Source organism: Rhodococcus sp. GQ147, from assembly GCF_059759155.1.
On the sequence record NZ_JCAXDU010000010.1, the window covers coordinates 101,965 to 114,780 of the forward strand.

A 12,816-nucleotide genomic window follows, 5' to 3' on the forward strand; every position below is an offset into this window, starting at 1 on the left:
GGTACATCATGACCGACGTAGTGATCTGCGAACCCCTGCGCACCCCGGTAGGTAGGTTCGGCGGCGTCCTGAAGGACATCGCCCCCGAGGATCTCGCGGCCACCGTCATCCGCGAACTCGTCGCCCGCACCGGTATCACCGGTTCCGACATCGACGACGTCTTCCTCGGCCAGGCCTCCCCCAACGGTGAGGCCCCCGCCCTCGGCCGCGTCGCCGCCCTCAACGCCGGCCTCGGGGTGAACGTTCCGGGCCTGCAGGTCGACCGTCGCTGCGGCTCGGGTCTGCAGGCGATCGTGCAGGCCGTCATGCAGGTGCAGACCGGCGCGAGCGACCTGATCCTCGCCGGCGGCGCCGAATCGATGAGCCAGGCCGAGTTCTACGCCACCGGCATGCGCTGGGGCGTCAAGGGCGAAGCCGTCGCTCTGTCCGATCGCCTGGCCCGTGCCCGCGTCACCGCCGGCGGACGCGACTTCCCCGTGCCCGGCGGCATGATCGAGACCGCCGAGAACCTGCGCGCCGAGTTCTCCATCAGCCGTGAGGACCAGGACGCCCTGGCCGTGCAGTCGCACCAGCGGGCCGTCGCCGCGCAGAAGAACGGTGTGTTCGCGCAGGAGATCGTGTCCGTGAGCGTGCCGCAGCGCAAGGGCGATCCGCTCGTCGTCGACACCGACGAGCACCCCCGCGCCGACACCTCGATGGAGACCCTCGCCAAGCTGCGCCCGATCCGCGGCAAGATCGACCCCGAGTCCACCGTCACCGCCGGCAACGCCAGCGGCCAGAACGACGGTGCCGCCCTCGCGATCGTCACCACCACAGAGAAGGCCGCCGCGCTGGGTCTGCGTCCGCTGGCCCGCCTCGCAAGCTGGGCGGTGGCCGGTGTGCCGCCGCGCACCATGGGCATCGGCCCGGTGCCCGCCAGCGAGAAGGCGCTCGGCCGCCTCGGACTGACGCTCGCCGACATGGACGTCATCGAACTCAACGAGGCGTTCGCCGCACAGGCCCTGGCCGTCACCCGCTCGTGGGGCATCGAGGCCGACGACTCGCGCCTGAATCCCAACGGCTCCGGCATCTCCCTCGGACATCCGGTGGGCGCGACCGGCGGACGCATCCTCGCCACCCTGCTGCGCGAACTCGATCGTCGTGAGGGTCGCTACGGACTCGAGACGATGTGCATCGGCGGCGGCCAGGGGCTCGCCGCTGTATTCGAACGCATCGCCTGACGTGACCTACGGTGCTCGCGACGCGATCCCCGTCGCGAGCACCGTACAGTCCGTACGCTCGTGATCATGAGCGAAGTTCAGATAACTCCCCCGACCGAAGCCCCTGCTCCGCCCACGACACGAGCCCGGACCCTCGCGCGTTATCTGCTGGCCGCCTCACTCGTCTTCGCCGGACTGAGCCATCTCTTCTGGGCCCGCAAGGACTTCCAGGCCCAGGTGCCCGACTGGGTGCCGATGGACAAGGACGGCGTGGTCATGGCGTCCGGCGGTGTCGAGATCATGCTCGGCGCCGGACTCGCCGTGGCGAACCGCGACCGCGTCCGTGTCGGCCGCCTGGCCGCACTGTTCTTCGCCGCCGTCTTCCCGGGCAACATCGCCCAGTATCTCGGCAAGCGCAGCGCCTTCGGTCTCGACACCGACCGTAAGCGCCTGATCCGCTTGTTCTTCCAGCCCGTGCTCGTCCTGTGGGCCCTGTGGTCCACCGGAACCCCCCGACGCTGACGCGGCCGGCGCCGGAGGGCGGACCTGGTGCCCGTTACTCCGGCGCGACCCGCACGAGCATCTTCCCGAAGTTCTTTCCTTCGAGCATGCCGATGAACGCCTCCGGGGCGTTCTCGAGTCCGTCGACGATGTCCTCGCGATACTGGAGCTTTCCGTCGCGGACCCATGCCGAGGCTTCACGCAGGAAGTCGCCGTACATCTCCTTCACGAACTCGCTCTGGATGAAGCCGCGGATCGTGAGGCTCTTGGTGAGGATCGAGTTGAACAGTCCCGGAAGACGGTCCTTGCGGTTGAGGTCAGCACCGTTGTACTGCGCGACCAGACCGCACACCGGGATTCGCGCATAGGTGTTGAGCAGCGGCCACACCGCTTCCTGGACGGGGCCGCCGACGTTCTCGAAGTACACGTCGATACCGTCGGGCACCGCCTCCGCCAGCTTGTCGGCGAAGTTCGGGTCGCGGTGGTCGAACGCCGCGTCGAAACCGAACTCGTCGATCAGTGCGCGGCACTTCTCCGGGCCGCCGGCGATACCGACCGCGCGGGCGCCCTTCAGCTTCGCGATCTGCCCCACCGCCGATCCCACGGGCCCGGTGGCGGCAGCGACGACGACGGTCTCACCCTTCTTCGGCTGCCCGATCTTCAGGAGCCCGGAATAGGCTGTGAAGCCGGGCATTCCGAGGACTCCCACAGCGGTGGAGATCGGTGCGGCCTGCGGATCGAGCTTACGAACGGTGGAGCCGTCGAGGACGGCGTGCGACTGCCAGCCGGCTCCGGCCAGCACGTAGTCGCCCGGCTCGAGGCCGTCGTACCGCGATTCGACGACCTGGCCCACCGTTCCGGCGACCATCACGTCCCCGAGTTCGACGTGCGCGGCATACGACTTCGCTGTGCTCATCCGACCGCGCATGTACGGGTCGAGGGACAGGTAGACGACGCGCAGGAGGATCTGGCCGTCGCCGACCTCAGGCAGATCCACTGTCTCGAGACGGAAGTTGTCGGCGGTGGGCGCCCCCTCCGGGCGCGATGCGAGAACGATGCGGGTGCTCTGACTCGTCGTGGCTTCACTCATGCCGACAGTGTGCCGCATGCGCTGGTGTCCTAAACGCCGCGCGGGGGCACCCCGGCAGGCACGATGCCGCGCCTGAGGTGGTCCCGATCAGGCGCTGCGCTGCACCTCGCCGCGAGGCACCTGGTAGTTCGAGAACAGCTGCGAGTGGATGACCTCGGTGAAGGACGGTCCGTCCTGCTCGACCCGGACAGGACGGCGAGTGGACGAAGCGGTGCGCGAAGCACCCATCTGTGACGTGGAGCGGATCGCCATGTCGATCTCCTCTCGGAAGGCGGGGAGAGGTGGCCACCGGCACCGTGCAGAAGGTGCAAATCGGGTGAGCGACCCCTTGGGAGATACATATACCCCGTCGATGCCCGATATGCACCTGTCGATTTCGGCGCGCCGCACACCGCCCCCGCCTGCAGCCCCGGGAGGTTACCCGTCGACCTCGTTGCCCTCGGAGGTCGGAAGCACCCGGATCGGCACACTCGTGGCCGAGTTCGATGCCCCCACCCAGCCGCTCAACGTCGCGGCCGGAACGCAGGCCCGCACGGCGATCGTGCGAGTACCTCCGGGCGGCAGGTGGAACCAGGAATCCTGCAGGTCACCGCCGGTGATGTCGAGATGCACGTACTGTGCCGCACCCTCGGTCCGCACCTCCACACTCCACCCGTCCGGGACGGGTCGAGCGGTCGCCGCGAGACCGATCCCGCGCTCGACGGGACGTGCCGGACCACCCACGAGATACACCGACTCCGCCAACACTGCACCGGTGTGGCCGACCAGTCGGGCGGTCGCCGTGTCGAAAGTGCGCGGCCCGAATCGATACGCAAAATTGACATCGGTGAAACCGCCCGTCACCGCGGCCCACGAGAACACCCGGGTCTCGTGCGGTTCGAGACGCAGCGGCACCGACACGTCCACCGGTACCGCACCGGAGGGCGTATGGGCCTGTAACTGCAGCGTGACGTCGAGGATCTCGGCGGTGTCGTTGATCGCGTCCACGCGCAGGCCGTCGAGCCCGTCGTCGGTGAGGAGCACGGTGACGGGGGCGAACACCCGTGCCAGGACCCACCACGGCGCCTTCGGGTTCCCGTCGGCGTCGAGCACGCCCCACCCGGCACCCCGCTGCAGGTCGCGGGCGGAGAGGATCAGGGCACCGCGACATCCTGATCCGGATCGTCGCCAGTACTGCAGTACCTCGGTGAACGCTTCGCAGATCGCTGCCCGTCCGAGCGCGAGATATCGCGTGGGATCCACCCACCGCACCTCGGCGGGGTCGACCCCGAAGATCGTGCGCACATAGTGGTCTCGCACGTCCTCGAAGTCCCACGACGCCCCGTTGTCGCGCGGCACAGCCGCCTTCCATCGTGGATGGTGACCCGCGACATTCACACTGCCGAACTCGGCCTCGATCGCCATGTCGGAAGGCGGAATCGAGAACGCGAGGCATTCGGCGGCGAAGCGCACGCCGGCGGCACGCACGTCGCCGAGGGGACGGCGGTAACCCCCGACACCGAAGTAGTGCGCCACACCCGAACCCACTGCGATCGGCAGTACGTCGCTGCGCGGGGGCGCGGATGGTGACGACGACACCCACACCGTGCCCGGTAGCTCACGGTCGACGATTGCGGGCAACCAGTCGTCGATCGCCGGGATGGATGCCTCCATCAGTCCGAGCATGGCAGGTTGCTGCTCGGTCTCGCTGCCCCCACACATCACCACAGGTGCCGGGTTCCCGCCCCATCGGCGCGCCAGCGCACGGATCTCGTCCTCGAGCAGCGAGCGGAAGTGCGGATCGTCGGGCGGGTCGGTGGTGGCGAGCATGACGTCCTGCCACACCATGATGCCCAGTTCCGCACACGCCGAGTAGAACTCGTCGTCCTCGTAGACCATCGTGCCGGGGATGCGGATCGTGTCCACGCCCGCCGACACGCAGCGTTCGAGGATGCGCCGGGTTGCGCTCGGGTCGTTCAGCGAGATCGGATCGGTCGGTGTCCACACCAGGCCGCGGCAGAAGACGTCGACGTCATTGATCCGTAAGCCGAACCCGTCGCCCGGTGAGCGCTCGACCGACCGGAATCCGATGTTCCCCAGCGTGATTCGTTGCCCATCCAGAATCAGATGTGCGGCGTACAGGTGGGGGGCGCCGTAGGTGTGCGGCCACCACCGTTCCACCTCGGGGAGCGTCACCTGCATGTGCACGCGTGCTGTCCCGTCCGGCCCGTATTCGGGTCGGACGTGCACCGTCGCCCCTCCGATCTCCACAGTCACCTCGGGGACGGCGGTGCCTGCCAGCACGAGATCGGCGTCGACGATCCCGTCGGATCCCCGCAGAGCTGTCCGTATCCCACGTTCCAGCACAACGGGCTCACCGGAATCGACGAGACGCACGGGACGCCACGGACCGACCGGCGCCGGAGCCCCCGCGTACACCGGGGCTCGCCCGAGCATGGTGGTGCGGAACCACCGCAATCCTTGGGCCGACACGAGCGACGAACGCCACCGTCCGCGTGGCCGACGCTTGCGGAGAGCAGCGTCGAGCGAGGCGCACCGGACCGCGATCCGCATCGTCGACGGCAGGTAGCCGAGGACGACGGTCAGCGGCACGAACATCGATTCCGACGTCGCGACGAGTGTGCCGTCGACCCACACGTCCGCGAGTGTCGCGAGCCCGTCGAAGGTCAGACGCCACGGTCCGTCGCCGGACACCTCGACGTCGGTGACGAACCACCAGTCGTCGCTGTCGGGAGACGACACCCTGGCCGCCGCGACTCCCTCGGATTCCCGGATCGCGCCTGCCGCCGTCCCGGGTATACGGACCGGCAGCCAAGGACCGTCCGCCGGAAAGTCACCGGGGTGCTCGACTGCCCCGGGAGCGACACGGAGACAACGCCATCGCGCATCGTGCAGGAGATCCATGTGCGTCGAATCCTGTCACCGCACCCCGGCGGCGCGGACGACGGTCGCCATGGCGTCCTCCCAGGCAGCGGCCATCGCTATCAGCTGGTCGCCGGGGTCGACATTGCGGCCGCGTGCCGCACGCGCCATCCGGAACTGCACGCTCTTCGCGCCCTCGGCGACCGCGCGGAATCCGTCGGCTGCGGCAGCCGCACCGGGATATCCGCGACCGTCCATGTAGACGCTGACGTCCGCGGCAAGTTCGGCGGTGGCACCGCACTGACGGAGCACCCCGAACGTCCACGGATGGAAGACGTCCATCCCTCCGGTGCGAATCGGGTCGATGTCGGCGAGCACCCGCTCGCCGAGCTCGCGCACCGGATTCGAGCCGGCGCGCATGCGCAGGTGCCGGAGCACCACGGTGTCGAAGGCGTCGCACTGCGGTTGTGCCGCGTCGAGGCGCACCTGTTCGAGATAGGGAGGCCAGGTGGGTACCGGCTCGTCGAGGCCGAAGACTCCGCGGAAGTCCTCACCGGTGAGAACGTGATAGCCGCTGTTGTGGAAATACTCGAGCGTCCCGCTGTCGCGATCGATGAGATTGGGCACGATCGTCGTCTTCGAACGACTCTCCCGGTAACCGGTTCCCTCGGTGTCGGGCAACCAGAAGGCGTCCACCTCGATCGTCGACAGCAGTCCGGCGGCGGCATTGTCCTCGAGGTGATCCACGGGGCGGCGCCAGACGTTCATCTCCGCGACGTCGATCCCGTACAGCGCCAACAGATCCTCGGGGCGGAACTTGAGGAAGGTCCATTGGGCGCCGTCGAACCGGGCCGAGAACGCGCACGCGGCAGCGGGGACCGGATCGTGGCCGAGCGAATGCAGCACCTCTACCCACAGGTCGACGTAGCAGTTGGTCTCGGTCCAGATCCGGTCGGCAGCGTGCACGAAGTGCGGCGAGTACCCGTCGACGCGGACGTCGATGAGCCGATCGCTCACGGGAACAGCCTGTCGCGTACCGGTGCGGGCCAGCGGTCGACGTCGAGTCCGTGGGTCCGCAACAGCGCCAAGGCGATCCGCTCCATTCCGAATCCGACGCACGCGCTGTGCGCGACTTCGCCGTCGGCAGTGCGGATCTCGAAGGTCTCGCCGAAGTGCTCGCGGTGGCAATTGCACGAGACCACGGCGGTGCCGTCGTCGAGGTCGCCGTAGAGCCGGACCGTCAGCTCGGTCTTGAGGTTCTCGATGCGCTGGTTGACGGCCAGCATGCGCCCGGCCCGCCCGAAGAACGGGTCGTTGGCAGGTACAGCGGTCGCGTCGAGGCCCAGCGAGTCGAGCACCTCGAGTCCTCGCTCCACCCAGGAATCACGATGCTGCGCAGCGTCGTTCTCGGTACCGATACGCACGAACTCGTGCATCCGGAAGGCCTGCATGCGAGCGGGGTCGACGGCCGGCTCGTGCCGGAAGCAGTAACCGAGAACGTCGAGCAGTTCACCGCCCTCACGCAGCGTACCGGTGTACCGCGAGTAGGCGGGATGGCATGCGGCGGAGACGAGCACGGTGTCGGCGGGTTCGAGCCACGGATCCCACGCCTCGCCCTTCGACCGCGCGGCGAGCAGTTCGGCGTGCTCGGCGTTGCTGCCCGTAAAGGTGTTCACCGCTCCGGTCAGGTGCGGGAAGGAGGCGATGTAGTCGGTGCGCTCGAAACTCGTCCGCGGGAAGACCGGCGGGAAGCGCAGGCGCGTCGCGGCCCGGCCCGGACCTGCCGCGACCACCACGCGGTCGATGCCGTCGACGATGTCCTCGAAGACACCCGACCGACCGTAGAGGCCGGGAACACCGGTCTCCACGAGCAGTTCGGCCTCGAGCAACTGCTGCTGGAAGTCGAGGCGGGCACGCTCGAGCTCGGACAGCTCGTCGGTTGCGGTGCTGGCAATGGCTGTACTTGTCACAGCGTCCCCCGGTAGGCGATCGACAATTGGGCCGAGTTGTTCATGATGCGGTCGTTGTTGACCATCACGGCGGCACCGTGCGCGTCGCGCAGGTGGCGGCCGAGTGAGTACTGCGAATCCTCGCGGTATCCGGCGATCCCGCAGATGAGCATCGCGCGGTTCACCAGATCCACGACGAGCGTGGACGCAGTGACCTTGAGGTTGTTCATGGCGAGCGAGAAACCCATGCCCGACATCGATTCCTCCTGCGCCGACGCGGCGGCGTCGAACCGGGCGGCGGACGCGGCGACGAGATCGGAGAACTGCTGGTGCACGGCGGCCGCTTCGGCGAGTCGCAGCGCACCGGGCGGGGTGACCCCCGGGCTGCGGCGGGCCGCCGAACGCACGAACGAGCGGGCCTTCTCCAGCGCCGCGTCGGCGATTCCGAGCCACACCGCCGACCACACACTGTGTGAGACGGGAAGCATAGTGCGCGAGGAGATCTCGGCGTAGGCCGTGCCGACCACGAGATCGGCGGACGTCGTGGCGGTGAGGACGAATCCGGGGCTGCACGTACCGCGCAGCCCGAGGGTGTCCCAGCTGCCGGTGGGTTCGAGGGTCACGTCGTCGCGTCGGCACACGACGAGGACCTGGTCGCTGGGCGGGCTGTCGGCGGTGCGACGCGCGGTCACCAGGATCGCGTCGGCGTACTCGCCGTACGAGATGACCGGCGCGTTCTTCGTCAGCGTGACGGTGTCGCCGTCGCGGGCCACGGCGCAGACGCTGCTGCGCACGTCGCCACCGGTGCCGAGTTCGGTGGTCGCCGAAGCGATCAGGTAATCGTTCGCCACCGCTTCGGCGACGAAGGTGGCCACACCGGGAGTGGAGTGATGCACCAGCGACAGGATCTGCGTCTGGTGCATCGCGAAGATCATCGCGGTGGAGGCGCAGTACCGGCCGAGGATTCGGGCGACGGCGCACAGCTCACCGAGGGATGCTCCCTCCCCACCCTGATCGACGGGGACGGCGCAGTTCAGCAGCTTGTGGGTGCGCAGCGCGTCGACTGCCTCGTGCGGGAACCGTCCCTCACGATCCACCGCGGCGGCCGCGGGGCCGGCGCTCTCGCGTCCGACGAGTTCGGCACGGGCGAGCAGCGACAGCCCGGCCTTCTCCGCGACGGTGGGGGGCGCGGACGTCGACGTCACGCGACGCCCAGTTCCGTCAACGCCGACCTGATGGCGCCGACGCTCACGAAGGTGCTCTTGCGCAGCAGTTCGTCGGGGAATTCCACGTCGAAGGCGTCTTCGAGGGCGAGCATCACGTTCACGCTGGCGTGCGATGTCAGGCCGAGCTCGTAGAGGTCGGCGGCGGGGTCGAGCGCCGTGCTGTCGACCGACAGCTTCGCGTGCTCACCGAGGACCTTGCGGATCACCTGCTCCGTCATGGGTGTTCTCCAGTTTCTGCTTCGTCGACGCGGGTCGCCACGACCGTCGCGATGGCGTATTCGGACTCGTGGGAGATCGAGACCTGTATGTCGGTCACCTGTTCATCTCGCGCCAGGGCGGCCGCGTTACCGGCCAGTACGACAGCGCATCCGCCCCAGTCCGCGCGGCGGATTTCGATGGCCTGCCAGGGAACCGCGTGCTCGCGCGGACGCAGGACCTTCATGACGGCTTCTTTCGCGGCGAAGCGCGCCGCGAGGCGTTGGGCGCGCCCCGGTCCGGTGCATACGTCCAGCTCGTGCGGGGTGAACACACGCTGCAGGTAGCGGTCGCCGAACCGGTCGATGCTCGACGCGATGTCTCGGACGGTGACGACATCGCAGCCGACACGTGTCGTCGCGACGCGGGGGCCGCTGCCATCGTTCATGGTCACTCCTCGGGATGCGCTGCACACGGTAGCCGCAGGTCGGCCGATGTACACCAGCCGAACGTCTCTGGCTTGCAGGACATCCCGGAAATCACCCCGACTTTCACCCGCCGGGCGCGTCGGTTCACGCGGTGAACCGGGGCTCGCCACCGCAACACGCGGCGTCGATCCCGGTTCGGCGCGTCAACGACGAAAGGCCCCGACCGGGTGGTCGGAGCCTTTCGGGGATCTGAAGTTATGCGGACGTCCGCACGGGTTCCTTGTCGCTCTCCGGCTCGTCCTTCGCTGCCGGCTCCTCCTTCTCCGCAGCGGGCACCGGGACGGCGTCCTGCGCATAGTAGAAGTGGGGGCGGCGGTGTCCGAGGAAGGAACCGCACCACGACATGACGGCGATGTAGCGGTTGCGGAAGCCAACCAGGTAGACGAGGTGGACGGCGAGCCACAGCACCCACGCGATGAAGCCGGTGAGCTCGATCTTCCCGACCCGCGTGATGGCGCGGAACCGGTTGATGATCGCCATGCTTCCCTTGTCCTTGTACTGGAACGGGGTGCCCATCGCGACCTTGCCGGTGATCATCTTCGCGACGTGGCGGCCACCCTGCATGGCGAACGGCGACTGCGCCGGCAGGTTGTCGAGGGTGACCATGTCGCCGATGGCGAAGATGTTGTCGCTGCGGCCGACGGTGAAGTCGGGGTCGACGAGCAGGCGTCCGCCGCGGACCGTCTCGCAGCCGGTGCGCTCGGCGAGTACGTCGGCGAAGTCGTTGGCCTGGATGCCTGCCGACCAGATGATGGTCTCCGCGGTGAGGCGGCGGGTCTCCTCGGTCGTGGGCGTGGTGAGCGTGGCACCGTGCTCGTCGATGTCGGTGACCATCGTGCCGAGGACGACGTCGACACCGCTCTTCTCGAGCGACTCCTTGGAGTACTCGCTGAGCTTGCCACCGAACGGGGGCAGAACCTTGTCTGCGCCCTCGACGAGCGTGACGGTGACGTCGTCGGCGCGGATGTTGCCGATGTTCTCGGCGAAGTAGCGCTGCGCGAGCTCCTTGATCTGTCCCGCGAGCTCGACGCCCGTCGGGCCGGCGCCTACGACGATGAAGCTGAGCAGGTTCTTCCGACGCTCGGCATCGGTGGTGACGTGTGCTTCCTCGAAGCAGCGCACGATCTGGCGACGCAGCTTCTCGGCGTCCTCGACGGTCTTCAGCGCGTACGTCAGGTCGGCGAACTCGTCGCGTCCGAAGTACGCCTGGCGGGCGCCGGTCGCGGCGACGAGGTACTTGTAGCCGAGACGCAGGCGCTGACCGCCGGCCTCGTAGACAACCGTGTTCTCCTCGGGGAGCACATCGACGACGCGGCCCAGGCGGACGTCGGCGTTGGGGTATTCGGCCAGGATCGCGCGCACGGACGGGGCGATCTCGCCGGGTGAAAGGACGCCGGTGGCGACCTGGTAGAGCAAAGGCTGGAAAAGATGCTCGGTGGTCTCCGAGATCAGAACGAAGGGCGTGCCGGCCTTGGCGAGCTTCTTGGCGGTGGCCAATGCTCCGAAGCCGGAACCCACGATGACGACGTCCGTCCGATCGACCAGGGTCGCTGTGTCCGCATCGTCCATGCTGTCGTAAACCTCCACGTACTTGTCATCTCCGTTGATGTATGACTACCAAGGTAGGTACGAAGTACCCTCGCTATCCACTAACCTGGGATATTCGAAAAACTGTTATCTGTTTCGCTCATAAATGCGGATGGCACGTTCCCGGGAGGAGCCATGGATTTCCGTCAGTTGCGCTACTTCTTCGCCGTCGGCGAGGAGGGCAGCTTCTCCCGTGCTGCCCAGCGCTGCTTCATCTCGCAGTCGGCGATCAGCCATCAGATCGCGAAGCTCGAGCACGAACTGGGCACCACCCTGTTCGACCGCACCACCCGTTCGGTCAAGCTCACCTCGGCCGGCCGACGCCTGATGCCGATCGCCGCCGAGGTGCTCAGCCTCGAGGCGAAGGCCCTGGAAGTGGGCCACGAACCGCGGGAGAGCATCCGCATCACGGCGAACATGAGCTTCGCGGCGCAGAGCCTCGACGCCATCTCCAGCGTCCGCGAACGTCACCCCAAGATCGACGTGGAGTTCGTCATCAAGGACTTCACCGACCGCGTCAACGCCGTCGCGTCCGGGGATGCCGATCTCGCGCTCATCCGCGGCGACGTCGACCGCCCGGGGCTCGAGGCGATCCGTCTCGGCATCGAAGAGCTCGTCATCGTCACGTCGAGCGAGCACCCGCTGTCGGCGTTCTCCACCGTCGATCTCGGCGACCTCGCCCACTACCCGCTGCTGCTGCCGCCGCGCGGCAGCCAAGTGCTGTTGCACCGCGTGGTCGAGGACGCCTTCGTCGAGGTCGGTCGTCGCGTGCGCCTCGGACCTCCGATCGCGAGCGACCACACCGCGACTCTCGAGGTGCTCACCAACCCGAGGGCGTGGACCGTGCTCTACGCCGGCACCGCGGCCGACACACCCCGCAAGGGGCTGAAGTTCATGCGCGAGATCCACCACCGGCTGCAGGTTCCGGTGTGCGGGGTGGTGCGGAGCAACGCGACGCCCAATCCCGAACTCGAGTTCCTCATGCGGGCGCTCGCCCATTCGATCGTGCCGCCGACGGACAGCACGCCGTGATCCGATCGCACACGTCGGAGCGCGAAACGGTCATCGGTGCGTGCAATTCCGCGCTCCGCTGACCAGTTCGCGCGTCGCTGCGGTCCCGGGGCGCCTCAGTTGCGCGGCGACAGCTTGTCGAGGAGTTCGAGGCCCTGACGTGCCCACGCGATCTCGGCCTCGCCCCGGCCGATGAGACCGTCGTACGCGAACGCCTTGAACGCGATGATCCGCTCGTGGTCCTCGGCCGGATACTTCTGCACGCGTCGCGCGATGGTCGCGTTGCTGAGGTCGAGGATCGCATCGCGCACCGTGGTCCACTGGGCGATCTGTTCGGTGTAGTGATCGATGTGCCGTTCCAGGCACTCGCGAGCGCTGTCCGGGTCGGTCCATTCGAAGTAGGCCGCGCGCATGTGGGCGGCGTCGCGCACCGGGGCGTAGTCCAGCGGGGTGGACATCCATTCGCGGAAGGCCCGGACGCCCTCCCCGGTGATCGAGTACCGGGTCTTGGTGCTGTTGGGACCCCAGCGCACCTGTTCGCCCTCGACGAGGCCCTCGCGCTCCATCCGGCGTAGTTCGGGGTAGATCTGCGAGTCGGGCGCATGCCAGACGTGCCCGACCGACCCGCCGAACCGTTTCGCCGCGTCGTAGCCGGTCAGAGGCTCGGCGGTGAGCAACGCGAGCAGCGCGTATCGCAGGCTCATGGAC

General features: G+C 68.0%; 13 protein-coding genes. 3 read left to right on the plus strand and 10 right to left on the minus strand.

What is annotated here, in order from left to right; all coding sequences use genetic code 11:
• The first annotated feature begins 8 nt into the window (after positions 1 to 8).
• Both AC6CID_RS13445 and AC6CID_RS13450 read left to right on the plus strand, forming a co-directional pair.
• On the plus strand, positions 9 to 1,220 hold the full coding sequence (locus AC6CID_RS13445; protein ID WP_006553185.1) for an acetyl-CoA C-acetyltransferase: 1,212 nt from the start codon (positions 9 to 11) through the stop codon (positions 1,218 to 1,220).
• A 66-nt stretch (positions 1,221 to 1,286) separates the two neighbouring features.
• The gene (locus tag AC6CID_RS13450) at positions 1,287 to 1,721 is read left to right on the plus strand and encodes a DoxX family protein (protein ID WP_174556246.1); all 435 of its coding nucleotides are present in this window, start codon (positions 1,287 to 1,289) and stop codon (positions 1,719 to 1,721) included.
• A 34-nt stretch (positions 1,722 to 1,755) separates the two neighbouring features.
• Here AC6CID_RS13450 and curA read toward each other — a convergent pair whose 3' ends face one another.
• The 9 genes from curA to AC6CID_RS13495 form a co-directional block, all read right to left on the minus strand.
• Positions 1,756 to 2,790 carry an NADPH-dependent curcumin/dihydrocurcumin reductase gene (curA, locus tag AC6CID_RS13455; protein ID WP_039584267.1) on the minus strand — a complete coding sequence of 345 codons (1,035 nt, stop codon included), beginning with the start codon at positions 2,788 to 2,790 and terminating at the stop codon, positions 1,756 to 1,758.
• A gap of 87 nt (positions 2,791 to 2,877) precedes the next feature.
• Complete coding sequence (locus tag AC6CID_RS13460) at positions 2,878 to 3,042, minus strand: hypothetical protein (protein ID WP_019288222.1); 165 nt, start codon at positions 3,040 to 3,042, stop codon at positions 2,878 to 2,880.
• A 165-nt stretch (positions 3,043 to 3,207) separates the two neighbouring features.
• A complete protein-coding gene (locus AC6CID_RS13465; RefSeq protein ID WP_482127771.1) occupies positions 3,208 to 5,694 on the minus strand; it encodes a glycosyl hydrolase 2 galactose-binding domain-containing protein in 2,487 nt (828 codons plus the stop codon).
• A 15-nt stretch (positions 5,695 to 5,709) separates the two neighbouring features.
• The gene (locus AC6CID_RS13470; protein WP_039584236.1) at positions 5,710 to 6,669 is read right to left on the minus strand and encodes a DUF1839 family protein; all 960 of its coding nucleotides are present in this window, start codon (positions 6,667 to 6,669) and stop codon (positions 5,710 to 5,712) included.
• The gene (locus AC6CID_RS13475; RefSeq protein WP_033097465.1) at positions 6,666 to 7,622 is read right to left on the minus strand and encodes an amino acid--[acyl-carrier-protein] ligase; all 957 of its coding nucleotides are present in this window, start codon (positions 7,620 to 7,622) and stop codon (positions 6,666 to 6,668) included. The genes AC6CID_RS13470 and AC6CID_RS13475 overlap by 4 nt, the downstream gene beginning before the upstream one ends.
• Complete coding sequence (locus AC6CID_RS13480; RefSeq protein ID WP_006553179.1) at positions 7,619 to 8,806, minus strand: acyl-CoA dehydrogenase family protein; 1,188 nt, start codon at positions 8,804 to 8,806, stop codon at positions 7,619 to 7,621. The genes AC6CID_RS13475 and AC6CID_RS13480 overlap by 4 nt, the downstream gene beginning before the upstream one ends.
• Positions 8,803 to 9,045: an acyl carrier protein gene (locus AC6CID_RS13485; RefSeq protein ID WP_006553178.1), complete on the minus strand. Its 243-nt coding sequence runs from the start codon at positions 9,043 to 9,045 to the stop codon at positions 8,803 to 8,805. Before AC6CID_RS13485 ends, AC6CID_RS13480 begins: the two co-directional genes overlap by 4 nt.
• Positions 9,042 to 9,470 carry a holo-ACP synthase gene (acpS, locus tag AC6CID_RS13490; RefSeq protein WP_033097557.1) on the minus strand — a complete coding sequence of 143 codons (429 nt, stop codon included), beginning with the start codon at positions 9,468 to 9,470 and terminating at the stop codon, positions 9,042 to 9,044. The genes AC6CID_RS13485 and acpS overlap by 4 nt, the downstream gene beginning before the upstream one ends.
• A gap of 235 nt (positions 9,471 to 9,705) precedes the next feature.
• Positions 9,706 to 11,079: an NAD(P)/FAD-dependent oxidoreductase gene (locus AC6CID_RS13495; protein ID WP_006553176.1), complete on the minus strand. Its 1,374-nt coding sequence runs from the start codon at positions 11,077 to 11,079 to the stop codon at positions 9,706 to 9,708.
• A gap of 153 nt (positions 11,080 to 11,232) precedes the next feature.
• Here AC6CID_RS13495 and AC6CID_RS13500 point away from each other — a divergent pair, with 153 nt between their 5' ends.
• Entirely contained in the window at positions 11,233 to 12,129 is an 897-nt protein-coding gene (locus AC6CID_RS13500; protein ID WP_006553175.1) for a LysR family transcriptional regulator, read from the plus strand.
• A gap of 95 nt (positions 12,130 to 12,224) precedes the next feature.
• On the opposite strand, the gene AC6CID_RS13505 is transcribed toward AC6CID_RS13500, so the two are convergent.
• Positions 12,225 to 12,812 (minus strand): PadR family transcriptional regulator, encoded by a 588-nt coding sequence (locus tag AC6CID_RS13505; protein ID WP_024102343.1) that lies wholly within the window; start codon positions 12,810 to 12,812, stop codon positions 12,225 to 12,227.
• Positions 12,813 to 12,816: the final 4 nt, after the last annotated feature.